This window comes from Curtobacterium flaccumfaciens (assembly GCF_018598405.1).
GTDB lineage: Bacteria > Actinomycetota > Actinomycetes > Actinomycetales > Microbacteriaceae > Curtobacterium > Curtobacterium aurantiacum.
Genome location: NZ_JAHEWS010000026.1, coordinates 1 through 24,442 on the forward strand (window position 1 = coordinate 1; position 24,442 = coordinate 24,442).

General features: G+C 71.8%; 19 protein-coding genes. 17 read left to right on the forward strand and 2 right to left on the reverse strand.

The window, feature by feature from the left end:
- Positions 1–74: 74 nt before the first annotated feature.
- From KK097_RS14720 to KK097_RS14740, 5 genes are all read left to right on the forward strand, one after another.
- Positions 75–1,046, forward strand: coding sequence for an AAA family ATPase (locus KK097_RS14720; RefSeq protein WP_214530858.1), 972 nt, complete (start codon positions 75–77; stop codon positions 1,044–1,046).
- Positions 1,047–1,144: 98 nt separating this feature from the next.
- Entirely contained in the window at positions 1,145–2,458 is a 1,314-nt protein-coding gene (locus KK097_RS14725; protein ID WP_250896786.1) for a DUF58 domain-containing protein, read from the forward strand.
- Entirely contained in the window at positions 2,455–4,929 is a 2,475-nt protein-coding gene (locus KK097_RS14730; RefSeq protein WP_214545297.1) for a TgpA N-terminal domain-containing protein, read from the forward strand. Before KK097_RS14725 ends, KK097_RS14730 begins: the two co-directional genes overlap by 4 nt.
- Positions 4,926–6,842, forward strand: a complete 1,917-nt coding sequence (locus KK097_RS14735) for a zinc-ribbon domain-containing protein (protein WP_367575486.1) — start codon at positions 4,926–4,928, stop codon at positions 6,840–6,842. The genes KK097_RS14730 and KK097_RS14735 overlap by 4 nt, the downstream gene beginning before the upstream one ends.
- Before the next feature lie 64 nt (positions 6,843–6,906).
- A complete protein-coding gene (locus KK097_RS14740; RefSeq protein ID WP_214545298.1) occupies positions 6,907–7,767 on the forward strand; it encodes a hypothetical protein in 861 nt (286 codons plus the stop codon).
- Positions 7,768–7,784: 17 nt separating this feature from the next.
- On the opposite strand, the gene KK097_RS14745 is transcribed toward KK097_RS14740, so the two are convergent.
- A complete protein-coding gene (locus KK097_RS14745; RefSeq protein ID WP_214530868.1) occupies positions 7,785–8,777 on the reverse strand; it encodes an asparaginase in 993 nt (330 codons plus the stop codon).
- A 6-nt stretch (positions 8,778–8,783) separates the two neighbouring features.
- Here KK097_RS14745 and KK097_RS14750 point away from each other — a divergent pair, with 6 nt between their 5' ends.
- From KK097_RS14750 to rbfA, 12 genes are all read left to right on the forward strand, one after another.
- Positions 8,784–9,353, forward strand: coding sequence for an OsmC family protein (locus KK097_RS14750; RefSeq protein WP_250896787.1), 570 nt, complete (start codon positions 8,784–8,786; stop codon positions 9,351–9,353).
- 6 nt (positions 9,354–9,359) lie between these two features.
- Positions 9,360–10,331, forward strand: a complete 972-nt coding sequence (locus KK097_RS14755) for an FKBP-type peptidyl-prolyl cis-trans isomerase (protein ID WP_214530870.1) — start codon at positions 9,360–9,362, stop codon at positions 10,329–10,331.
- A gap of 2 nt (positions 10,332–10,333) precedes the next feature.
- Entirely contained in the window at positions 10,334–11,446 is a 1,113-nt protein-coding gene (gene dxr, locus KK097_RS14760; protein WP_214545299.1) for a 1-deoxy-D-xylulose-5-phosphate reductoisomerase, read from the forward strand.
- Between the two features lie 128 nt (positions 11,447–11,574).
- Positions 11,575–12,909 (forward strand): M50 family metallopeptidase, encoded by a 1,335-nt coding sequence (locus KK097_RS14765; RefSeq protein ID WP_214530873.1) that lies wholly within the window; start codon positions 11,575–11,577, stop codon positions 12,907–12,909.
- Positions 12,910–12,933: 24 nt separating this feature from the next.
- Positions 12,934–14,412 (forward strand): purine-cytosine permease family protein, encoded by a 1,479-nt coding sequence (locus tag KK097_RS14770; RefSeq protein WP_214545300.1) that lies wholly within the window; start codon positions 12,934–12,936, stop codon positions 14,410–14,412.
- On the forward strand, positions 14,409–14,969 hold the full coding sequence (locus KK097_RS14775) for a cysteine hydrolase family protein (protein WP_214530875.1): 561 nt from the start codon (positions 14,409–14,411) through the stop codon (positions 14,967–14,969). Before KK097_RS14770 ends, KK097_RS14775 begins: the two co-directional genes overlap by 4 nt.
- A 56-nt stretch (positions 14,970–15,025) precedes the next feature.
- A complete protein-coding gene (gene ispG / locus KK097_RS14780; protein WP_171907786.1) occupies positions 15,026–16,180 on the forward strand; it encodes a flavodoxin-dependent (E)-4-hydroxy-3-methylbut-2-enyl-diphosphate synthase in 1,155 nt (384 codons plus the stop codon).
- Positions 16,181–16,663: 483 nt separating this feature from the next.
- Complete coding sequence (locus KK097_RS14785; RefSeq protein WP_214545301.1) at positions 16,664–18,415, forward strand: proline--tRNA ligase; 1,752 nt, start codon at positions 16,664–16,666, stop codon at positions 18,413–18,415.
- A 203-nt stretch (positions 18,416–18,618) separates the two neighbouring features.
- Complete coding sequence (nusA, locus tag KK097_RS14790) at positions 18,619–19,614, forward strand: transcription termination factor NusA (protein ID WP_214530877.1); 996 nt, start codon at positions 18,619–18,621, stop codon at positions 19,612–19,614.
- A 68-nt stretch (positions 19,615–19,682) separates the two neighbouring features.
- Entirely contained in the window at positions 19,683–19,994 is a 312-nt protein-coding gene (locus KK097_RS14795) for a YlxR family protein (protein ID WP_214530878.1), read from the forward strand.
- Positions 19,995–20,068: 74 nt separating this feature from the next.
- A complete protein-coding gene (infB, locus tag KK097_RS14800; protein ID WP_214545302.1) occupies positions 20,069–22,921 on the forward strand; it encodes a translation initiation factor IF-2 in 2,853 nt (950 codons plus the stop codon).
- Positions 22,922–23,034: 113 nt separating this feature from the next.
- Positions 23,035–23,505: a 30S ribosome-binding factor RbfA gene (gene rbfA, locus KK097_RS14805; protein WP_214530881.1), complete on the forward strand. Its 471-nt coding sequence runs from the start codon at positions 23,035–23,037 to the stop codon at positions 23,503–23,505.
- On the opposite strand, the gene KK097_RS14810 is transcribed toward rbfA, so the two are convergent.
- Positions 23,502–24,431, reverse strand: coding sequence for an HhH-GPD family protein (locus KK097_RS14810; protein ID WP_439647657.1), 930 nt, complete (start codon positions 24,429–24,431; stop codon positions 23,502–23,504). The genes rbfA and KK097_RS14810 overlap by 4 nt on opposite strands.
- Between the last annotated feature and the right edge of the window lie 11 nt (positions 24,432–24,442).

Sequence of the window (24,442 nt, forward strand, 5' to 3'; positions counted from 1 at the left end):
CCCGGCGGCTGACCCCCGCCGCTCCGAACCCGCCCTCCGCCGCACCTCCCGTCACGACCGAAGGACCACCACGCATGAGCATGACCCCGGAGCAGGCCACCTGGTTCGCCGACGTCGCAGGCCGCATCGTGACCAACGTCGAGCAGGTGCTCCTCGGGAAGACGTTCGTGATCCGCCTCGCGGTCACGGCGATGCTCAGCGAGGGGCACCTGCTCCTCGAGGACGTCCCCGGCACGGGCAAGACGAGCCTCGCTCGTGCAATGGCGCAGAGCGTGCAGGGCACGACGAACCGCATCCAGTTCACGCCCGACCTCCTCCCTGGCGACATCACCGGCATCAGCGTCTACGACCAGCGCACGCAGGAGTTCGACTTCCACCGCGGCCCGGTCTTCGCGAACATCGTGCTGGCCGACGAGATCAACCGTGCGAGTCCGAAGACCCAGTCCGCGCTGCTCGAGGCCATGGAGGAGTCCGCGATCACGGTCGATGGCGTCAACCACCGTCTGGCCGCCCCGTTCATGGTGATCGCGACGCAGAACCCGATCGAGCAGGCCGGCACGTACCGGCTGCCGGAGGCGCAGCTCGACCGCTTCCTCATGAAGACGTCCATCGGCTACCCCGACCACGCCGCGACCGTGAAGATCCTCGAGACGTCGTCGGCTCCGTCGGCGTCCGTCCCGCTGGCGAGCGTCGTGCCCGCCGCGACGATCACCGAGATGGCCGCGCTGGCACGCACCGTGCACGTCGACGCCGTGATCGCCGACTACGTCGCCCGACTGGTCGACGCCACCCGTTCCGCGAGCGAGGTCCGACTCGGCGTCAGCGTCCGCGGAGCGATGGGCCTGATCCGTGCCGCCCGTGTCCTGGCGGCCCTGAGCGGTCGGCACTACGTCACTCCCGACGACGTGAAGGCCCTGGCGGTCCCGGTCCTCGCACACCGCATGGTGCTCGACGCGGAGGCCGAGTTCGACGGTGTCAGCGCGCCGAGCGTCATCGCGCAGCTCCTGGTGGAGACCCCGCCGCCCGCCGACCGAGTCACGACGTGACGGACCGCCGGCCCGTCTCCACGCGTTCGCGCCGTCCGTCCTCGACGCGGTCGCGTCGTGGCACGACGGCGTACGAGCGCACGGGGACGGTCACCGGCATGACCAACGTCCGCACGCGGATCGTCGGGGACCGCGAGGGCGTCGCAGCCGATGCGGTCATCGGGATCGTCCGGCTCTGGGCAACGGTCTGGAGGCTCGTCCTGCGTCTCTGGGGCGAGGTCTCGTCCGTCGTCACCGGGCTCGGGTGGACGGTCGCCGCGCTCACGCTCGTCGCGTTCGTGGCCGGCTACCGGTTCGGCCTGCGGGAGGTCGTCGTCGTCGGGTTCGCCGGTGCCGTGCTCGCCGTGGTCGCGGCGGTGGCGCTGATCGGACGGTCGCGGCTGGCGATCCGGATGCGGTTGCCGCAGCACCGCGTGGCCGTCGGCGACGAGGCCGGCGTGATCGTGACGGCCGAGAACCCCACGCGTCTGCCCTCGGTGCCGACCACCGTCGAGGTGCCCGTCGGCTCCGGGCTCGTCGACGTCGCCATCCCCGTGATCGGCCCGCACGGCACCTTCGAGCGGCAGGTCCCCGTCCCCACGGTCCGTCGAGGTGTGCTCGACGTCGGACCCGTGACCGGTGTCCGCGCCGACCCGGTGGGACTCGTCCGTCGCGAGGTCGTCTGGACCGCCCGCGAGCAGGTCATCGTGCACCCCCGCACCATCGCGATCCCGTCGACCAGCACGGGTCTGGTGCGCGACCTCGAGGGCCAGGCGACGACGGACCTGTCGCCGGCGGACATCGCCTTCCACGCCATCCGCGAGTACATGCCCGGTGACGACCCGCGCACCATCCACTGGAAGTCGACCGCCAAGTCGGGCGCGCTCATGGTCCGGCAGTTCGAGGACACCCGGCGTTCGCACCTCGTGGTCGCACTCGGCATCGCCCGTTCCGAGTTCGCCGACGACGAGGAGTTCGAGCTCGCGGTGAGTGCAGCGGCGTCGCTGGGCGCCCGCGCGATCCGGGACGGCCGCGAGGTCTCGGTCGTGGTGTCGCAGCGCACGCCGGAGTTCGCGAAGCGTGCGGTGTACGCCGTCCGGACGCTCCCCACCGTCACCCCGACGCGGCTGCTCGACGACTTCGCGTCGGTCGGTCTGGCCGACGCCTGCCTGCCGATCGCCGAGGTGTCCCGGATCGTCGGCAGCGACACCGATGGCATCTCCGTCGCGTTCCTCGTGGTGGGGTCGACCGTCGGACTCGCGGCCCTCCGGCTCGCCGCCACGCGGTTCCCGGTCGGCGTCGAGGTCGTCGCGGTGATCTGCGAGCCCGAGGCCCAGCCCCGGTTCCTGCGGGTCGCCGGCCTCACGGTCATGACCGTCGGCTACCTGGACGACCTCCGGCACGCCCTGCACCGATCGGCGTCGGCAGCGTGAGCGCGGCACCCGTCACCACCCCGGTCCCGGCGGACCGGGCGAGGCGTTCGACCCGCCGATCCGACCGTCGCGACGCACGACGGCTCGTCCCGTTCCGGCTGGCCGGCGGCACCCTGGCGGTGTGGCTGTTGCTGGCCGTCGCGAGCACGTCCTGGTGGCCGGTGTACCGCGACGGCGCGATGATCGCCGCAGCGGCCACCGCGATCGTCGCGGGCACGCTCGTCGCACTGCTCGGCACGGTGCTGCGGCTCCCGATGGCCGTGGTGTCGATCGCGACGGTCGCGGCCTTCACGCTCACCGGGGTCCCGGCCGCGGTGCCCGTGCAGGCGAACGGCCTGCTGCCCACCGGCCGCGGACTCCTCGACCTCTTCGCCGGCGTCGCCCTCGGCTGGAAGCAGCTGGTGACCATCAGTCTGCCGGTGGGGTCGTACGAGGCGCTCCTCGTGCCCTACTTCGTGACGTTGCTCGTCGCCACGGTGACGGCCGTGAGCGTGGCGACCCGCGCCTCCAGGCAGGAACTCGCCAGCATCCCGGCACTGGTGCTCTTCGCGGTCGGCGTGGTCGTCGGACCGAGCCGGCTGGACACGTCGATCGTGACGGCCGTCGTCCTTGTCGGCATCGCGCTCGTCTGGGCGCTGACGGTGCGGCACGCGCGGCGCGCGGTCGCGGTGGCGACCACCATCGGCTCGAGCGTGCCGGTCGCACGGTCCATCGTCCGCCCCGCGCTCGTGGGGACGGGGACCATCGTGGCCGCGGCGGTCGTGGCGACGGGGCTGGGCCTCGTGGCGCCGCCATCGGGGGACCGCACCGTCGCCCGCACCGACGTCGTCAAGCCGTTCGACCCCCGCGACTACGTCAGTCCGCTCAGTGGGTTCCGCGCCTACGAGGGGTCCGACGCGGCCGATGCGACGCAACTCCGGGTGACCGGACTGCCCGAGGACGGCTTCGTCCGCATCGCGACGCTCGACACCTACGACGGCGTGGTCTACCGCGTCGGTGGCGCGGACGGTTCCTCCGGGTCCGGCACCTTCGAACGCGTCCCGACCGCCGTCGACGTGCGTGGCGTCCGCGGCACCACCGTCGACGTCGGGGTGACCGTCGACGGGTACCGTGGTGTGTGGCTGCCGACGGTGGGCGACCTGGAGCGCGTGGAGTTCACGGGACCGGACGCCGACGACGAGCGCGGTGCCTTCTTCTACAACGGGTCGACCAGCACCGGAGCCGTGGTCGGCGGTGTCGGTGCCCGGACGTCCTACGACCTGACTGCCGTGGTGCCCGACCAGCCGACGGAACGACAGCTCGCCGCCGCGCGACCGGGGAGCGCCGCCGTGCCCACCGCGCGCGACGTCCCCGAGGCCGTCCGCGACACCGTGGAGTCGACGACGAAGAGCGAGTCGGCGCCCGGGGCGAAACTGCTCGCGGCGCTGCAGGCGCTCCAGCGGAACGGGTATGTCAGCCACGGCGTCGGTGACGACCGGATGAGCCGTTCCGGTCACGGCGCCGACCGCCTCCAGGAGCTGCTCACCTCGCCCCTGATGATCGGCGACCAGGAGCAGTACGCCGCGGCCGCGGCACTGATGGCGGACGAGATCGGGTTCCCCGCGCGGGTCGTGATGGGCTTCACGGCCGGGGGAGACTCGGGCACTGGCGGCACCGCGCAGCGTGGCGGCACGACGACGTTCCGCGGTTCGGACGTCACCGCCCGGATCGAGGTGGACACCGCCCAGTGGGGATGGGTGATGCTCAACCCCAACCCCGAGGTCCGGGAGATCCCGAACGAACAGCAGCAGACGCCGCAGCCGGTGACCCGACCGGAGACCGTCGTGCCGCCGCCCCCGGTCGACCGGCAGGACCAGGACCAGCAGGCGCCGCCGGAGAGCGACCGCAACACGCCGCCGGTGCAACCGCTGTGGCTGCAGATCCTCCTCGCGGTGCTGCCCTGGGCGCTCGGCACCCTCGGCGTGGTCGCCCTCGTGCTCCTGCCGTTCGTCGTGATCGTCCTGCTGAAGCGGCTGCGGCGTCGGCGACGGCGGAACGCCGCGACACCCCGCGGCCGCATCGTCGGCGCATGGGACGAGTACCGCGACGCCCTGCTGGACCGCGGGCACGACGTGCGTCGCTCCGCCACCCGCCGCGAAACGGTCGTCGGCGCACCCGGGGACGGTGGCGCCGGACTCGCCGCGCTGGCCGACCGGGCGGTCTTCGGGCCGAGCGACGTCGACCGGACCACCTCGGACCGCATGTGGGCGGCGACGGACGACGCGATCGGTTCGCTGCGGACCGGCCGCACCAGACGAGAGCGGTTCCGGACCGCGGTCTCGCTCCGATCGTTGCGCGGATCCGGTGGACGTCCGGCACCCGGTCGTCGACGCGGAACCGGCGGCCAGGGTGCGTCGGGGCACGGCGACTACGATGGCCAGAGGCCGGACGAGCGTCGTGGACGGCCGAGTGAGGACAGAGGCACCACGTGATCAGATGCGAACACTGCGGATCGATGCTCCCGGACGGGGCGATCTTCTGCGGTGAGTGCGGACGCGCGGTCACCGCCGCGGCCAGCCGTCGCCCGGTCGCGCCGACCCCCGTCGAACAGGCACCGCCGCCACCGTTGCAACAGCCGGACGCCCACGGCCGACGGTCCGACCCGGCGTCCGACGCCTGGTTGCCCGAGGCCACCCTCGACCCCGCCACCCGCGCCTGGCTCACCGGTGCCGACCGCAGGGGCACCGAGCCGCCCGCACCCGTTCCGGTGCAGCGCCCCGACGACTTCGCCCCGCGGCAGGCCCCGTCGCACGTGCACGGTGCCGGATCCGGGCTCGAGGACTGGTCGGGAGCCCCGGCCCAGTCGGACCCGGAGCCTGCGCTCGACCCGGACGCGTACCCGGCCGGACCCGTCGACGCCGACGACCCCGAGCACACGCGTCTCGCCCCGGCGACCCCCGCCACCCCTGTGGACGACGTCGAGCTGCCCGTGGCCGACCAGCTTGCCCCCGCTGAGCCCGTCGCGCCGGAACCGGTCGCACCCCGGCCGGTCGCCGAACCCACCGCGCCGGTCTGGGCACCGCCGGCGTCCACCGCGCCGCCCGCTGCACCCGCCGGTCCGTCCTGGTGGGTGGGTCGCGGCACCCCGGCCGCTGCCGACGCTCCGGCCGATCCGGCCGTCCCGCCGATGCCGGACGCTCCTGCAGAGCCAGCCGCCGAGCAGGCGGCCCCCGCTCAGGACGATCGAGACGCCCCCGAGCCGGACCACGACGAGACCGTCGTCGCTGCCTCGGATCCGAGCGCCGCCCAGGCACCCGCCACCGAGCAGCCGGCCGTCGTGTCGCCCCCGCAACCCGGGGACACCGCCGTCGTCGAGCCTCTGGTCGACCGTCGGCCCCCGCGTCCGGCCCCGCTCGTCACGCCCGGCATGCACGAGACGACCATCTGCCACGTCTGCGGCAACCGGCTCGAGCCCGACGACATCTTCTGCGGCGAGTGCGGAGCGGTCCGACCGGCCGTCACCGCGGCGTTCACCGGACCGGTCATGCCGCTGCCGATGACGCGACCCGACTGGGCAGCCGAGGATTCCGACGTCACCGATGCCGACGGTGCTGACGCGCACGACGCGTCGGACGAGTCCGATGCGTCCGCAGAACCGGACGACGAGATCCCGGTGGACGACGAGGTCCCGGTGGACGACGAGGTCCCGGCGGACGACGAGTCGGTCCGCGACGACGAGTCCGTCCACGCCGGAGTCGAGCAGTCCGAGCCGGGCCGACGGCCCCGCGGGGCACATGCGGCCCCGGTGGCCGAGCCGGAGACACGGTCCGATGCTCCCGCCGCGCCGCACGCTCCGATCCCACCGGTGCCCGGTTCCGCGACGGCCCCGTCCTCGGCGCCGTCCGCGACGACCGCGGGCGTGCCCCTCGCCGCGCCGCTGCCCCCGGTCCCCGGGGCGACCGGACCCGCGCTCCCACTGCCGCCCGCTGACCGCTCGGAGCCCGTCGCAGCGGCCGACGCGCTCGACGACCTCGACGAGGACGTCGACGAGACCCGCATCGTCGCGAAGACCCCGACCCGGGCGCCCTTCGTCCTGCACTTCAGCACCGGAGAACGCTTCGGGGTGCACGGCACTGGGCTCCTCGGCCGCCTGCCGCGCCCGCAGCCGGGGGAGCGGTACGACGACCTGCTGACCGTGCACGACCCGGGCAAGTCGGTCTCCAAGACCCACCTCGAGCTCGGCCGTGACGGCGATGACCTGTGGGTCTCCGATCGGTTCTCCGGCAACGGCACCGTGGTGCGGCACATCGACGGCTCCATCCGGCGTTGTGAGCCCGGGCGTCGGTACCGGGTCGAACGTGGCGCCCGCGTCGACATCGGCGAGCAGTTCTTCCTGGTGCAGTAGGCGACTTCTCCACAGATCTCGTTCGGCGCCGGTGCTGATCGGCCCGGCCTGGTGCGATGGGGTGGTGTCCCCGTTCACCGCCCGCTGCCTGGTCGTCGCTGCCGCGATCGTGCTCGTCGTGGCCGGGCTCCTGGCCCCGGTCAGCGGGCTGGGACACGGTGTCCTGCTCGCTGGCGGCGCCTGCTGCGCCCTGGTCGACGTCGTGCTCCATCGCTCGGCGTCACCTCGGTCCGGCACCGGCACCGGCACCGGCCCCGTCGTGATCGTCGCACCACCGCCACCAGGCCAGTACGACGCGACGGCCCGACCCGACGCGACGGCCCGACCCGATGGACCGGACCACCCCGAAGGACCGGACCACCCCGGCGCGCCGGAGCGCCTCGTCGGGGCCGGCGACGACGACGGAGCCGCCGTGCTCGTCCTCGGGTACGGGTGTGGGCCCGATGCCAGCGTGTTCGAGGTCGACCCGGTGTCCCACGTCGTGGTCCTCGGTACCGGGGTGCTCGCCGACGCCGTGTTCGGGGGACTCGCCGAACAGCTCCGAGCCGCAGCCGCCCGTGACGACGACGAGCTGCGGTGGGCCGTCTCGCCGGGGTTCGTCGCCGCGACGATCGGCATGGTGCCTCCGGACTGCGACACCGGAGACGTCGGCGACACGCTGATCTGCGGGGCCACCGGGGCCGCCGGGGCCGCTGCCGACGGTGGCCCGACGATGCGGACCCTGCCGCCGGGCACCTCCGTCGTCGCCCGGCTCACCGCGGACGGCCGACCGCACGGCACCGTGGTGCTCGTCGCCGGGCTCGGATCGATGCCCCGCAACTGGGACGTCGCGGTCGAGGTCACGCGCTACGGCTGCTCCGTCCGACGCCCCGACCAGGCACGGGCCGTCCGGGTGACACCGGTGCTCCCGCTCCTCACCGGATGAGGGTCAGCACCGACCGGTCAGCGCAGCCCGGCCCCGACGCGGACCGACCCGACGGGCACGCCGCCGCCGAGCACCGGCTCCCCGGTCGCGGCGAGCACCTCGGCGACCCCGTCAGCCGCGACGAGCCCGTTCCGCTCGAGCAGCGCGAGGGCCGCCAGGGTGCCGGCACGCTGCGAACCGTCGAGCACCTTCACCGCCACCGCGGCACCGCCGGGCAGGCCCATCACCATCACTCCCTCGGCACCGAGCTTGGCGAGGACCTGCAGCCGCTCGATCGTCACCGTGTTCGCACGCCCCACGCCGTCGATCGCCCACGGGTGCGCGAGGACGGCGTCGGTCAGCGCGGCGGAGTCGCCGTCGGCCCGGGCCACGACACCGGCGAACCCACGTGCCAGACCGGTCAGGGTCAGCGGGAACACGGGAGCGCCGCAGCCGTCGGTACCGACCAGGTCGACGGTCTCGTGCGTGTACTCCTCGACCACGGAGCGCACCCGCCGCTGCAACGGGTGCTCGATGTCGAGGTAGGTCGCCGCGTCCCACCCGTTCACCCGGCAGGCCGCGAGCATGCCGGCGTGCTTCCCGGAGCAGTTCATCGCCAGACGGCGGGGACCGTCCATCGTTCGGGCGGTGCCGCGGTCGAAGGGCATGTCGGGCGGGCAGCCGAGGTCGGCCTCGACGTGGTCGAACGACTCGAGCATGTGCAGGGCGAGGGCCTGGTGCGCCGCGGTGCCGGCGTGGCTCGCGGTGGTGAGGACGAGCTCCTCATCGGAGAACAGCGCACCGGCGCCTCGGACCGCCAGCGCCTGGAACGGCTTCATGGTCGAGCGCGGGTAGATGCTCGCGGCGACGTCGCCCACGGCGTCGATGACGGTGCCGGCCGCGTCGACGACGACACCTGCCCCGATGTGTCGGCTCTCGTCGAACCCTGAGCGTTCGAGCACCGCCAGCTCGACGGAACCGTCGGCGGTGAGAGGATGGCGATCAGTGCGGACTTCGGGGCTCACCGTCATGCCGCCATGCTAGCCAAGGCGGACACCCGCCACGGCCGGACCGACGCCGACGAGAAGGGCCGAACCGTGAACGACCACTCCTACGAGGTCTCCGTCAGCTGGACCGGCGACCGCGGGACCGGCACGTCCGGGTACCGCGACTACGGCCGCGAGCACGTGGTCTCGGCGACCGGCAAGCCCGACGTCCCCGGCTCCGCCGACCCGACGTTCCGCGGGGACCGCGACCGGTGGAACCCCGAGGAGATGGTGGTCGCGGCACTGGCGCAGTGCCACATGCTCAGCTACCTGCACGTGGCGGTCACACAGGGCTTCACGGTCGTCGACTACCGGGACACCGCGACCGCGTCCCTCCGCCTGAACCGTGACGGCTCGGGCGAGCTCACCGCGGCGACCCTGCACCCGGTGGTCACGATCCTCGAGGCCGACCGGGTCGCGGACGCCGAAGCCGCACACGTCACCGCCAACGAGCTCTGCTTCATCGCACGGTCCGTGGCGTTCCCGGTGCACCACGAGCCGCAGCTGGTCGTCCGACCTGCGTCATTGGCAGGAGACTCTTCGACAGGTGGGGCAGACTAGGTCCTCGTGAAGCGTCTGCGCCTGCTCCCGATCGCCATCGTCCCCGCCGTCGTGCTGGGACTCGCCGCCTGCTCCGGTTCCGGTTCGAACGGATCCTCCGCCTCGCCGACCCCGTCGGCCAGCGCCACGGCCTCGGCGATCACCTCCTGCCCCGACCCGGGCAAGTCGTCCGACGCCATCAAGGCGACCGGGTCGTTCGGCGGTCCGAAGGCGCCCGCGGTGAAGTTCACGTCCGGACTCTCCGCCAAGACCCCCCAGGCCACCCGGCTCGTGAAGGGCAAGGGCGCGGCACTCGCTGACGGCGACTACGCGCAGGTGTCCTACAGCGTGTACGAGGCGTCCGACGCCAAGAAGCTCGGCACCGTCGGCTTCGACGAGGGCAACCCGCAGGTGCTGTCCGTCGGCGGATCGGGCTTCGGCGCGCTCCTCGCCTGCTCGAAGGTCGGCGACCGGGTCGCCGCGGTCGGCCAGTCCTCCGCGCTCGGCTTCAACACCGGCGGCGAGATCGTCGTCGTCGCCGACGTCGTCGCGCAGACGCCGACCAAGGCGAACGGCACCCCGCAGGACCAGGACCCGGGTCTGCCCACGGTCACGCTCAAGGCATCGGGTGAGCCGGAGATCACGGTCCCCAAGGGTGTGAAGGCCCCCACCAAGACCACGGTCGAGGTCCTCAAGCAGGGCGACGGGGCCGACATCGCCGACGGCGACACCGCGCTCGTGCAGTACAAGGGCGTCGTCTACGACACCGGCAAGGAGTTCGACTCCTCGTGGTCGAAGGGCGTCCCCACCACCTTCACGGTGTCGGAGAGCGCGCTCATCAAGGGCTTCGTCACCGGGCTCGTCGGCCAGAAGGTCGGCTCACAGGTCCTCATCGTCGCCACCCCGGAGGACGCCTACGGCGCCAACCCGCAGGAGGGCTCGGGCATCCCGAAGAACGCGACGCTCGTCTTCGTGGTCGACATCCTCGCCAAGGGCTGACCATGACGGACCGCCGCGTCGGCAGCACCGGTCCGGACCGCAGACGGATCGTCGTCCTCGGCAGCACCGGGTCGATCGGCACCCAGGCGCTCGACGTCGTGGCCCGCAACCCCGACCGCTTCGAGGTCGTCGGCCTCACCGCCGGCAGCAACCGCGACCTCGTCGCCGAGCAGGCCGCCCGGTTCGGCGTCCGTGACACCGCGTTCGGCGCCGCCGACTCCGAGCGACTGGTCCGGGGCGTCGAGGCTGACGTCGTCCTGAACGGCATCACGGGTTCGGTGGGCCTCGGCCCGACGCTGGCAGCGCTCGAGAGCGGCGCGACCCTCGCCCTCGCGAACAAGGAGAGCCTGATCGTCGGCGGCTCCCTCGTGCAGCAGGCCGCGGCGCCCGGGCAGATCGTGCCCGTCGACAGCGAGCACTCCGCGATCGCGCAGGCGCTGCGCTCCGGCGCAGACGCCGAGGTGCAGCGGCTCGTCCTGACGGCGAGCGGCGGCCCGTTCCGTGGGCGCAGCCGCGAGCAGCTCCGCGACGTCACCCCCGCCCAAGCACTGGCGCACCCCACCTGGGACATGGGGCTCGTCGTCACGACCAACTCCGCGACCCTGGTCAACAAGGGCCTCGAGGTCATCGAGGCACACCTGCTCTTCGACGTCCCCTACGACCGCATCGACGTCACCGTGCACGCGCAGTCGATCGTGCACTCGATGGTGGAGTTCGTCGACGGCTCCACCATCGCCCAGGCGTCGCCCCCGGACATGCGCCTGCCGATCGCCCTCGGCCTGGCCTGGCCGGACCGGGTGCCCGGGGTCGGCGTCCCGCTCGACTGGACGACCGCGAGCACCTGGACGTTCGAGCCCCTCGACCAGGACGCCTTCGGTGCCGTCGCCCTCGCCAAGCGGGTGGGCGAGCTCGGCGGGACGTACCCGGCCGTCTTCAACGCCGCGAACGAGCAGGCCGTCACCGCGTTCCACGCCGGCGCGATCGGCTTCCTCGACATCGTCGACACCGTCGCGCGCGTCGTCGAGGAGCACACGGCGGGGGAGTCGTCACTCGACGGCGTGCTCGCCGCGGAGCAGTGGGCCCGCACCGCTGCGGACCGCGCGCTGACCCGCTGACGCGAGTCGCGCCTCCCGTCCGACGCGGAGGCGGCAGACCGCGGACGTGACGCACAGGCCTGGAGGCCCCGATCACCTCTCAGACGGCGCTCGGCTCCGTCATGGAATCAGTCCCGTACTCTTTCCCGGTGACCGTCGAATCCGTCCTGCTCTTCGTCCTCGGCGTGGTCGTCTTCATCATCGGCCTGCTGGTCTCGATCGGACTCCACGAGCTGGGGCACCTGTCCTTCGCGAAGCTCTTCAACGTCAAGGTGACGCAGTACTCGCTGGGCTTCGGCAAGGCGATCTGGTCGTTCAAGCGGGGCGAGACCGAGTACGGGATCCGCCCGATCCTGCTCGGCGGCTACATCTCGATGGTCGGCATGCTGAAGCCGCGCGCCTCGGGCCGGGCGAACGCCATCACGAACACCGGCATGTACGGCGCGTTCGTGCAGGACGCCCGCCAGGCCAGCGCGGAGCAGATCGCGGACTCCGGCGGGGACGACTCGCGAGCCTTCTACCGGCTGACGCCGTGGAAGCGCATCATCGTGATGGTCGCCGGTCCGGCCATGAACCTGGTGATCGGCATCGTGCTGTTCGGCGTGCTGCTGTGCGGGTTCGGGTCCCCGACCACGACCTTCACCTCGAGTGTCGCGTGCGTGCTGCCGGACAGCCAGACGACCGAGTGCTCGCCGGGCGACGCGGTGTCCCCGGCGAAGCAGGCGGGGATCGCGTCCGGTGACGTCGTGCTCTCGGTGAACGGCGAGCAGGACCCCACCATCGCGCGGGTCTCCGAGGTCTTCCAGGAGTCCGCCGGCGAGCAGGTCACCGTGGTGGTCGAGCGCGACGGGGCGGAGAAGACGCTCGAGATCACCCCGACGACCGCCACCCGCGACGTCTACGACGCCGAGGGCAAGGTCGTGAAGAACGACGACGGCACCACGAAGACCCAGCGCGTCGGCGTGGTCGGGGTCAGCATCGGACAGTCGCTGGTGCGGCAGTCCCCGGCCGAGGTGCTGCCCGCGACCGGCGCCCAGATCGCGGCGTCGGCGCACCTGATCATCGACCTGCCGCAGCGCCTGGTCGCCGTGTGGAACGCCGCGTTCGGTGCCCAGGAGCGGTCGCAGGACAGCCCCGTGTCGGTGGTGGGCGTTGGTCGCGCGATCGGCGAGGTCTCGTCGATGAGCGGTGTCCCCGTCGTGGACAAGGCGTACACGATCCTCGGGCTGCTGGCCTCGCTCAACATCGGCCTGTTCGTGCTGAACATGGTGCCGCTGCTGCCGCTCGACGGCGGACACATCGCTGGTGCGCTCTGGGAAGCGATCAAGCGACGGTCGTTCAAACTCGTCGGCAAGGCGGACCCGGGGCCCATCGACCTGGCGAAGACCATGCCGCTGACGATGGTCGTCGTGGTGCTGCTGGCGGGGATGAGCGCGCTGCTGATCTACGCCGACATCGTGCGGCCGGTGAACCTGTTCGGGTAGTCGGTCCGGCGCTACGCTCAACGGATGACCACAGCCGCCCCGAACCCTCCCGAGGTTCGCACCGTCGAGCGCCAGGGCCTCGACGTCATCGCCGAGTCCGATCGGAAGGGCACCCCACGGGGACTGTTCTGGCCGTGGTTCGCGGCGAACATCTCCGTCCTCGGTCTCGCCTACGGGTCGTTCGTCCTCGACTTCGGGATCTCGCTGGCCCAGGCGACGATCGTCTCGGTCATCGGGGTGGCCTTCTCGTTCCTGCTCTGCGGCATCGTCGCGATCGCCGGCAAGCGGGGGTCGGCGCCGACGATGGTGCTGAGCCGCGCGGCCTTCGGGGTCCGTGGGAACCGACTGCCCTCCTTCCTCAGCTGGGTGCTGACCGTCGGGTGGGAGACCTCGCTCGCCGCGGCGGCCGTGCTCGCCACCTCGACGGTGTTCACCGAACTCGGGTGGGACGGCGGCGTGCTGACGAAGCTCGTCGCCCTCGTCGTGGTCGCGGCCCTCATCGTCGGCGCCGGGATCGCCGGGTTCGACGTCATCATGCGTCTGCAGGCCGTCATCACCGTCGTCACGGCCGTACTGACCGTCGTCTACATCGTGCTCGCTGCGCCGACGATCGACTTCGCGACGCTGGGCGCTCTGCCGTCGGGCAGCGCCCAGAGCGTGACCGGGGCCCTCGTCCTGGTGATGACCGGCTTCGGACTCGGCTGGGTGAACGCCGCGGCCGATTACTCCCGGTACCTGCCCCGTTCGGCCTCGACCCGTGGGGTCGTCGGGTGGACCACGTTCAGCGGCGCCCTCGCGCCGGCGATCCTCGTGGTGATCGGTGTCATGCTCGCCGGGTCGTCGCCGGACCTGCAGGCAGCGATCGCGAACGACCCGATCGGCGCCCTGACGACGATCCTGCCGGTGTGGTTCCTCATCCCGTTCGCGATCGTCGCGATCCTCGGGCTCGTCGGCGGCGCGGTGCTCGACATCTACTCGTCCGGACTGGCGCTCCTGAGCGTCGGCGTGAAGATCCCGCGTCCGGTCGCCGCCGGGGTCGACGGCCTGTTCATGGTCGCCGGCGCCGTGTACATCGCGTTCTTCGCCTCGAGTTTCGTCGCGCCGTTCCAGGCCTTCCTCATCACCCTCGGCGTGCCGATCGCCGCCTGGGCCGGCATCTTCGTCGCTGACGTCGTCCTGCGACGCCGCGCCTACGCGGAGGCCGAACTCGACGACCGTCACGGACGCTACGGCGACGTCCGGTGGCTGCCGATCGCGCTCGTCGTGCTCGGCACCGCGCTCGGCTGGGGTCTGGTCACGAACACCCTCGGCGTGCCGTCCTGGCTCAACTGGCAGGGCTACCTGCTCGGCCCGTTCGGCCTCGGCGGACGCGAGGGGCCCTGGGCGTACGCGAACCTCGGCCTCCTCGTCGCCCTGGTCGTCGGGTTCCTCGGCACGCTGCTGTTCGCGCGCGGGTCGATCCGTCGGCAGGAAGCGATCGGCACCCCGGACGACCTGCGATGAGCGCGGCGGTCCCCGACGACGCCTGGCTCGTCGTCATCGACATGCAGCAGGTCTTCACCGGCGAGAACCCGTGGTCGACACCGCGGTACGACCACGCCGGTGCCGGCATCGAACGGCTGCTGCCGCGCTTCACAGGCCGCACGGTCTTCACCCGCTTCGTCGCTCCGACGCAGCCCGAGGGTGCCTGGGTGCCGTACTACCGCGACTGGTCCTTCGCACTGGTCCCCGACACCGACCCGCTGTACGCGCTCACCGAGCCGTTCGCGTCCGCAGCCGCGGACCGGAACGACCCCGTCGTGACGGAACCGACCTTCGGCAAGTGGGGGACGAGCCTCCAGGCCGTCGTCGGCGACCACCCGCACCTGGTGTTGACGGGCGTGTCGACCGACTGCTGCGTGCTGTCGACCGCGCTGGCGGCGGCGGACGCCGGTGCCACGGTGACCGTCGTCGCGGACGCCTGCGCCGGCGGGACCGACGAGGACCACGAGCGCGCCCTCGCGGTGATGCGGCTCTACGCCCCGCTCATCACGGTCGTCGACTCCGTCCAGGACCTCTGAACGAACCCACGGGGACCGGACCCGGCGCGCTCGGACCGAGCGCGTAGAGTGCTCACGTGCCCGCAGTCAACCTCGGTATGCCCAAGTCCCCCGAAACCCTCGCTCCGCGTCGCAAGTCGCGGCAGATCCGGGTCGGCAAGGTGCTCGTGGGCGGCGACGCCCCGGTGTCCGTGCAGTCGATGACCACGACGCAGACCACGAACATCAACGCGACGCTGCAGCAGATCGCCGAGCTGACGGCCTCCGGCTGCGACATCGTCCGGGTCGCCGTGCCCACGCAGGACGACGCCGACGCGCTGGCGATCATCGCGAAGAAGTCGCAGATCCCGGTGATCGCCGACATCCACTTCCAGCCGAAGTACGTCTTCCAGGCGATCGACGCCGGCTGCGCAGCCGTGCGGGTGAACCCGGGCAACATCCGCAAGTTCGACGACCAGGTCGGCGCGATCGCCAAGGCAGCCAAGGACGCCGGCGTCTCGCTCCGCATCGGTGTGAACGCCGGGTCGCTCGAGCCGAGCCTGCTGCAGAAGTACGGCAAGGCCACCCCCGAAGCACTCGTCGAGTCCGCCGTGTGGGAAGCCTCCCTGTTCGAGGAGCACGACTTCCACGACTTCAAGATCTCGGTCAAGCACAACGACCCGATCGTCATGGTCAAGGCCTACCGTCAGCTCGCGGCCGCCGGTGACTGGCCCCTGCACCTCGGCGTGACCGAGGCCGGCCCGGAGTTCCAGGGCACCATCAAGAGCGCCACCGCGTTCGGCATCCTGCTGGCCGAGGGCATCGGCGACACCATCCGCGTGTCGCTCTCCGCCCCGCCCGCGCAAGAGGTCAAGGTCGGCCTGCAGATCCTGCAGTCGCTCAACCTGCGCGAGCGCAAGCTCGAGATCGTCTCCTGCCCGAGCTGCGGTCGCGCGCAGGTCGACGTCTACCAGCTCGCGAACGACGTCACCAAGGGGCTCGAGGGCATGACCGTCCCGCTCCGCGTCGCCGTCATGGGCTGCGTCGTGAACGGCCCGGGAGAGGCGCGCGAGGCCGACCTCGGCGTCGCCTCGGGCAACGGCAAGGGGCAGATCTTCGTCAAGGGCCAGGTCGTCAAGACCGTGCCGGAGGCCGAGATCGTCCAGACCCTCATCAACGAGGCGAACCGCATCGCCGACGAGATGGGTCCGGCGGCGGCCACCGGCACGCCCCAGGTGATCATGGCGCCGTAGGCGCGACCACCCTCCGGTCCGTCGTCGTGTCGCGCTGGCGCTGGCGCCGGCGCCGGCGCCGGTCGGCACGGTGCGTGCTTCGTGCTTCCGTGCCGGGCTGGTTGCTGGGGGCGACCCTGCCGGCTCGCACGAGGCGATCGGTGGCGCACCGGCCGAGGAACCCCGCACCGTGCGGCTCTACTCCGCGACGCTCGCGACGCCCGCGACGCACCGCGGACCGGCCCGGAGGCCCGCTGCGGCTGCTCGACGCGCGTCCCCTCCGCACGGTGCGGACTTCGCGAGCGGCCGCCGGGTTGATCGCCCGGTGCGAGCCTGCAGGCGCGCACCCAGCGGCTGCCGCCGCACGAGCCAGCGAACCGCGCACCGTGCCGAACCTCGCACCGCGCCAAACCTCGCACCGTGCCGAACCTCGCTCCGCACGCCCAGCGGCGGGGACACCGCGGGGAACCCGCGTCGCCTGTCCGCCGCCACTAGGCTTGCCCCGTGGTCACACGGCTTTCGCATCTGTTCCTCCGTACGCTCCGCGACGACCCCTCCGACGCCGAGGTGACGAGTCACCGGCTGCTCGTCCGCGCTGGGTACGTCCGTCGCCAGTCCCCGGGGATCTTCGCCTGGCTGCCGCTCGGCCTCCGGGTCCGCGCCAAGATCGAGGCGATCATCCGCGACGAGATGGTCGCCGCCGGTGCGCAGGAGGTCCTGCTGCCCGCGCTGCTGCCGCGCGAGCCCTACGAGGCGACGAACCGCTGGACCGAGTACGGCGACGGCATGTTCCGCCTGCAGGACCGCAAGGGCTCCGACTACCTGCTCGCGCCCACGCACGAGGAGATGTTCGCGCTCCTGGTGAAGGACCTGTACTCGTCCTACAAGGACCTGCCGGTCACGCTGTTCCAGATCCAGGACAAGTACCGCGACGAAGCCCGCCCCCGCGCCGGACTCCTGCGCGGCCGCGAGTTCACGATGAAGGACGCGTACTCGTTCGACCTCACCGACGAGGGCCTCGAGCGCAGCTACCAGGTCATGCGCGACGCGTACGAGAAGATCTTCGCCCGCCTCGGCCTCGACTACGTGATCGTGAAGGCGGACGCCGGCGCGATGGGCGGCTCCAAGTCCGAGGAGTTCCTGCACCCCATCGGCGTCGGCGAGGACACCTTCGTCCGCAGTGCCGGCGGCTACGCGGCCAACGTCGAGGCGTACGTCACCCCCGTCCCCGAGTCGCTGCCGATCGACGGCCAGCCCGAGCCCGTGCTGCTGCCGGCGGCGGACACCCCGACGATCGACACCCTCGTCACCCACGCGAACGAGGTCGCACCGCGAGACGGCGCCCCGTGGACCGCGGCGGACACGCTGAAGAACGTCGTCCTCGCGCTCACCCACCTCGACGGCACGCGCGAGGTCGTGGTCGTCGGGCTGCCGGGTGACCGTGACGTGGACCTGAAGCGCGCCGAGGTGGCCTTCGCCCCGGCCGAGGTCGAGGCCGCCGGCGACGACGACTTCAAGAAGCACAAGGGACTGGTGAAGGGCTACATCGGCCCGCAGGTCCTCGGTGCCGAGAGCGCCACGGGCATCCGCTACTTCGTCGACCCGCGCGTGGTCGACGGCACGAGCTGGATCACCGGTGCCAACGAGCGCGGGGTGCACGTGTCCGGCCTCGTCGCCGGTCGTGACTTCGTGGCCGACGGTGTCGCCGAGGTCTCCGACGTCCGTGCCGGTGACCCGTCGCCCGACGGTTCCGGTCCCCTCGAGACCGCGCGCGGCATGGAGATCGGGCACGTCTTCCAGCTCGGCCGCAAGTACGCCGAGGCGCTGGGACTCAAGGTGCAGGACGAGAACGGCAAGCTCGCGACGGTCACGATGGGCTCGTACGGCATCGGCGTGACCCGCATCCTCGCGATCCTGGCCGAGTCCCACAACGACGAGAAGGGCCTGGCCTGGCCGAAGAACGTCGCCCCGTTCGACGTGCACATCGTCGCCACCGGCCGTGACCAGGTCGCCTACGAGCTGGCGGCCTCCATCGTCGCCGAGCTCGAGGGCGAGCGGTTCGACGTGCTCTACGACGACCGCCCGAAGGTGTCTCCCGGCGTGAAGCTCCGTGACGCCGAGCTGCTCGGCATGCCGATCGTCGTCGTCGCCGGCCGCGGCGCCGCCGACGGCGTCGTCGAGCTGTGGGACCGCGCGACCGGCGACCGCCGCGACGTGCCGGTGGCCGACCTGCTCGACGCGGTCCGCGCGATCTAGACGCGACCCCTGACGGACGGGCGCGCCCCGCTCAGCGGTGACGCGCCAGCGTCACGCGGGGCGCGCCGACCGAGCCTGCGAGGGAGGGGTGCGACGCCGCCACGGGCCTCCCGTGCGTCTCCTGGTTCTGGGGTACGCTTGTGGCCGACTTCTGCGCAGTTCCACCCCGCAGGAGCGACTCATCTGAATACGGAGGCACCTCGGTGAAGATCGATCTCGCAGTCCTGCGACTCATGGAGCGCGAGCGGGAGATCCCGTTCGACGAACTCGTCCAGATCATCGAATCTGCCATCCTGACCGCGTACCAGAAGCACGCCGACGAGAACGGCGAGCCGGCCCACGCGGAGTCCCGTGTCGAACTCGACCGCAAGTCGGGCGAGGTCAGCGTCTACGTCCCGGAGCTCGACGACGAGGGCACCGTCATCGGTGAAGCCGTCGACCAGCCGAGCGACTTCGGGCGCATCGCGGCCTTCGCGGCGAAGCAGGTCATCAACCAGCGCCTGCGCGACATCGGTGACGACAAGATCCTCGGTGAGTTCCGCGGCAAGGAAGGCGACATCGTCGCGGGCGTGGTCCAGCAGGGCCCGAACCCGAAGATGGTGCACGTCGACCTCGGCACGATCGAGGCGATCCTGCCGCCCGAGGAGCAGGTGCCGGGGGAGTCCTACACGCACGGCTCCCGCATCCGCGTGTACGTGACGAGCGTCGCCCGCGGCAACAAGGGCCCGCAGATCACGGTGTCGCGCACGCACCCCGGCCTGGTCCGGAAGCTCTTCGCGCTCGAGGTGCCGGAGATCGCGTCCGGCGTCGTCGAGATCACCTCGCTCGCCCGCGAAGCCGGGCACCGCACGAAGATCGCGGTCAAGGCGAACGAGCCGGGCGTCAACGCGAAGGGTGCCTGCATCGGCGAGCTCGGCGCGCGCGTCCGGTCCGTCACGAACGAGCTCGGCGCGGAGAAGATCGACATCGTCGACTACTCGTCCGACCTGGCGTCGTTCGTCGCGAGCGCTCTGTCGCCGGCGAAGGTGACGAGCGCGTTCGTGCTCGACGCCTCGACGAAGGCCGTCCGCGCACTCGTGCCGGACTACCAGCTGTCGCTCGCCATCGGCAAGGAGGGGCAGAACGCCCGCCTCGCCGCGAAGCTCACCGGTGCCCGCATCGACATCCAGCCGGACTCCATCCTGGACGGCGAGGACTAAGACGATTTCGCCTCCGGCGTGCCCCTCGAGGGCGCGCCGGATCGCGCACGTCCGAGGCAAGGAGTAGAGTGGTTCCCGTCAGAACGTGCATCGGCAGTCGTCGTCGCGCTTCCCGATCCTCCCTTCTCCGAATAGTCGCCCTGAGCGACGGTCGTGTCGTGGCGGATCCGAAGGCAGTCATGCCGGGCCGGGGAGCATGGCTCACACCGACCGTCGATGCCTACGATCTGGCCGTCAAGCGCAGGGCTTTCCGCCGTGCGCTCCGGTTGGATCGCGATCCCGACACGTCCGCGGTGCTCGACCACATCGTCGGTCTCCCACAGGAGCCGACCGAGCGCCCGGACATGACAGAACAGGCTGAACGGCTTATGGACAACTGATGAGCGGCTCGAAATGAGACCCGTCATCCATTGAGTCCTGCCCCTTCACGGGGTGGGACCCGTGAAGGAGAACAGTGGCTAAACCACGCGTACACGAGATCGCAAGCGAACTCGGCGTCGACAGCAAGACCGCACTCGAGAAGCTCAAGGAGCTCGGCGAGTTCGTCCGGGGTGCCAGCTCGAGCATCGAGCCCCCCGTGGCACGGAAGCTCCGTGCCGCACTCCAGGCAGACGGCGCCCCCGCGGCGAAGCCCGCCGCCTCGGCGTCCGCGCTGAGCGCACCCGCCAAGGCCAGCGCGCCGAAGTCGAGTGCACCCAAGCCCGGCGGCCCCCGTCCGGGTCCGGCTCGTCCGGCACCCGCTCCGGAGCCCGAGGCCCCGGCGGAGCCCGCCGCCGACGTGCCAGCACCGGCCGCACCGAAGTCCGTCGCCCAGCGACAGGCCGAGGCCGAGGCTGCGCAGAAGGCCCGTGCCGAGAAGCAGGCCGCTGAGAAGCAGGCTGCCGAGCAGGCAGGCGGCTCGACCGACGCAGCACCGAAGTCCGACGCGGTGAAGCCGGGCACCAGCCCGAAGGCCCCTGCGGCCGCCGGTCCCAAGCCGGGCGGCCCCAAGCCCGGTGCACGTCCGGGCAACAACCCGTACTCGTCGAACCAGGGCATGGGCTCGCGCCCGCCGCGCCCCGGCAACAACCCGTACTCGTCCAACCAGGGCATGGGCCAGCGCCCGGCCGCCGGCGCAGCCGGTGGCGGTGGCATCCCGCGTCCGCAGCCCCCGCGTCCGGGCACGCCCCGTCCGGGTGCTCCGCGTCCGGGTGGCCCCGGTCAGGGCAACCGTCCCAACGGCTTCGGGCAGCGCCCGGGCCAGGGTGGCGGCCGTGGCGGCCCCGGTGCCCGTCCGGGTGCCGGTGGCGGTGCCGGTGGCGGCTTCCCGCGTCCGGCCTTCAGCGGCCCGCGTCCCGCCGGTGGCGGTGGCCGTGGTCGTGGCCCCGGCGGTGGTACCGCTGGTGCGTTCGGTCGCGGTGGCGGCAAGAGCCGTGCCCGCAAGTCGAAGCGGACGAAGCGCGCCGAGTACGAGATGCGTCAGGCGCCGTCGCTCGGCGGTGTGCAGGTCCCTCGTGGCGACGGCAACACGGTCATCCGACTCCGTCGCGGTGCGAGCATCTCGGACTTCGCGGACAAGATCGACGCCATGCCGGGCAACCTCGTGACGGTGCTGTTCCACCTCGGTGAGATGGCGACCGCGACCGAGTCGCTGGACGAGGCCACGTTCGAGGTCCTCGGTGACGAGCTGGGCTACAAGATCCAGGTCGTCTCGCCCGAGGACGAGGACAAGGAGCTCCTCGAGGGCTTCGACATCGACATCGACGCCGAGTACGCCGACGAGGACGACTCCGTCCTGCAGCAGCGTCCCCCGGTCGTCACCGTCATGGGCCACGTCGACCACGGTAAGACCCGACTGCTCGACGCGATCCGCAACTCCAAGGTCGTCGAGGGTGAAGCCGGTGGCATCACCCAGCACATCGGTGCCTACCAGATCGTCGCGCAGCACGAGGGCATCGACCGCCCGATCACCTTCATCGACACCCCGGGTCACGAAGCCTTCACGGCCATGCGTGCCCGCGGTGCCCAGGTGACGGACATCGCGATCCTCGTGGTCGCGGCGGACGACGGCATCATGCCCCAGACCATCGAGGCGTTGAACCACGCGCAGTCGGCCGGTGTGCCGATCGTCGTCGCGGTCAACAAGATCGACAAGGAAGGCGCGAACCCCGCCAAGGTCCGCCAGCAGCTCACCGAGTACAACCTGGTGGCTGAGGAGTACGGCGGCGACGTCATGTTCGTCGACGTGTCGGCGCGGCAGAACATCGGCATCCAGGAGCTCCTGGACGCCGTGCTGCTCACCGCGGACGCCGGTCTCGACCTGCGTGCCAACCCCGACAAGGACGCACGTGGTGTGGCGATCGAAGCCCGGCTCGACAAGGGTCGCGGTGCAGTCGCCACGGTCCTCATCCAGTCCGGCACGCTGCACGTCGGTGACGCCATCGTGGCGGGCACGGCCTACGGCCGCGTCCGTGCGATGACGGACGAGAACGGGGTCGCGGTCAAGGCCGCGACGCCGAGCCGCCCGGTCCAGGTGCAGGGTCTGTCCTCGGTGCCCCGCGCCGGCGACACCTTCCTCGTCACCGAGGAAGACCGTACGGCCCGTCAGATCGCTGAGAAGCGTGAAGCGGCCGAGCGCAACGCCCTGCTGGCGAAGTCGCGCAAGCGCATCTCGCTCGAGGACTTCACCCGTGCGCTCGAAGAGGGCAAGGTCGAGTCGCTCAACCTCATCATCAAGGGTGACGTCTCCGGTGCCGTCGAGGCACTCGAGCAGTCGCTCCTGGACATCGAGGTCGACGACAGTGTCCAGCTCCGCATCCTGCACCGCGGTGTCGGTGCGATCACGGAGTCGGACATCGACCTCGCCACGATCGACAACGCCATCGTCATCGGCTTCAACGTCCGTCCGGACGTCAAGGCCCGTGAGCGTGCGGCGCGCGAAGGCATCGACGTGCGCTTCTACTCGGTCATCTACAACGCACTCGACGACATCGAGCAGTCCCTCAAGGGCATGCTCAAGCCGGAGTACGAAGAGGTCCAGTCGGGCGTCGCCGAGATCCGCGAGGTGTTCCGTTCCTCGAAGTTCGGCAACATCGCGGGTGTCATCGTCCGCTCCGGCACGATCACGCGCAACGCCAAGGCGCGCGTCATCCGCGAGGGTGTGGTGATCGCCGATGGCCTGGCCATCGAGTCGCTGCGTCGCTTCAAGGACGACGTGACCGAGGTCCGCACGGACTTCGAAGCCGGTATCGGTCTGGGCAAGTTCAACGACATCCAGATCGGCGACGAGGTCGAGACGACCGAACTCGTCGAGAAGCCGCGCGACTGATCGCGTGACTACCCTGGGCCCCGGCCTCCCCACGCGGGAGGCCGGGGCCCGACCCCTTTCCCACGCAGGACCACCGGCGGGAAGCGTCCCGCCACTTCCTCAGGAGGCACCCAATGGCCGATCCGCAGCGCGCACGCAAGATGGCGGACCGCATCAAGGAAGTCGTCGCACGTCGACTCGACAAGGGTCTGCGGGACCCGCGACTCGGGTTCGTCACGATCACCGACGTCCGTGTGACCGGTGACCTGCAGCACGCGTCGATCTTCTACACCGTCTACGGCACGGACGAGGAGCGCGCGGACTCCGCCGCCGCCCTCAAGGCCGCGACCGGCATGCTCCGGTCCGAGGTCGGCAAGAACATCACCGCACGGCTCACGCCGTCGCTCGAGTTCATCGCCGACGCCCTGCCGGAGACCTCGGCGCACATGGAGGACCTGCTCGTGCAGGCCCAGGTGCGCGACGAGCAGGTCCGCGCCGCTTCGGTGGGCGCGACGTACGCCGGCGACGCCGACCCGTACAAGCGCGACGAGGACGACGAGTCCGACGACGCTGCCGAGACCGACGAAGCCGAGCCGCGCGCCTAGACCCCGGGCAGCTGGTACCCGCTCGCGTCGTCCCCGACGGCCAGTCCGTCGCGCAGCAGCGACGCGAGCGCCCGGTCCCGCTGCTCGGCGTCCGGCCACACCGGTTCGATCTCCGAACGCATGACCGGCACGTCGCTCCCACGCAGCTCGGCCATGATCAGGCCGCGGACCTGACGGTCGCTGCCGGCGAACTTCGCCTGCCGCGGTGCCCGCGGCCCGTCGTGCTCCGGGTACCCGGCCGCGCGCCAGGCGCAGCGGTCCGCGATCGGGCACGCGTCGCACGCGGGGGCGCGGGACACGCACACGAGGGCGCCGAGCTCCATCACGGCGGCGTTCGTGGCGGCGGCGTCCTCGCGGTCGGCCGGCAGCACCGACTCCATCAGCGGCAGGTCATGCTTCGCCTTCGCCGGCCCGGGCTGGCCCTGCCCGAGGACCGCGCGCGCGAGGACACGACGCACGTTGACGTCCACGACGGGGTGCCGGTCGCCGTACGCGAAGACCGCGACCGCGCGGGCGGTGTAGTCCCCGATGCCCGGCAGCGCGAGCAGCGCGTCGACGTCACGCGGGACGACGTTGCCGTGGTCGGTCGCGATCGCGGTCGCCGCGGCGTGCAGCGCGAGCGCGCGTCTCGGGTAGCCGAGCCGGTCCCAGGCGCGCACCGCGTCCGCCGGGGGTGAGGCCGCCAGGTCCGCAGGGGTCGGCCACCGGGTGAGCCATGCCTCCAGGCGGGGGACCACGCGCGCGACCTGCGTCTGCTGCAGCATGATCTCGCTGACCAGCGTGCCCCACGCGGGGAAGCCGGGGCGCCGCCACGGCAGGTCCCGCGCTTCGCGCCGGAACCACGTGATCAGCGGGGTCGCGATGTCGGGTGCCGTCGCGTCGTCGACGTGGTCGACGGTCGGACGGGAGGCTCTGCTCGCGTTCACCACGACAGCCT

What these genes read in the sequence shown, in the direction of transcription:
- KK097_RS14720 (WP_214530858.1), top strand. Translation starts at nt 75, where the DNA reads ATGAGCATGACCCCGGAGCAGGCCACCTGGTTCGCCGACGTCGCAGGC.
- KK097_RS14725 (WP_250896786.1), top strand. Translation starts at nt 1,145, where the DNA reads ATGACCAACGTCCGCACGCGGATCGTCGGGGACCGCGAGGGCGTCGCA.
- KK097_RS14745 (WP_214530868.1), bottom strand. Translation starts at nt 8,777, where the DNA reads ATGACGGTGAGCCCCGAAGTCCGCACTGATCGCCATCCTCTCACCGCC.
- KK097_RS14750 (WP_250896787.1), top strand. Translation starts at nt 8,784, where the DNA reads ATGCTAGCCAAGGCGGACACCCGCCACGGCCGGACCGACGCCGACGAG.
- dxr (WP_214545299.1), top strand. Translation starts at nt 10,334, where the DNA reads ATGACGGACCGCCGCGTCGGCAGCACCGGTCCGGACCGCAGACGGATC.
- KK097_RS14770 (WP_214545300.1), top strand. Translation starts at nt 12,934, where the DNA reads ATGACCACAGCCGCCCCGAACCCTCCCGAGGTTCGCACCGTCGAGCGC.
- KK097_RS14775 (WP_214530875.1), top strand. Translation starts at nt 14,409, where the DNA reads ATGAGCGCGGCGGTCCCCGACGACGCCTGGCTCGTCGTCATCGACATG.
- rbfA (WP_214530881.1), top strand. Translation starts at nt 23,035, where the DNA reads ATGGCCGATCCGCAGCGCGCACGCAAGATGGCGGACCGCATCAAGGAA.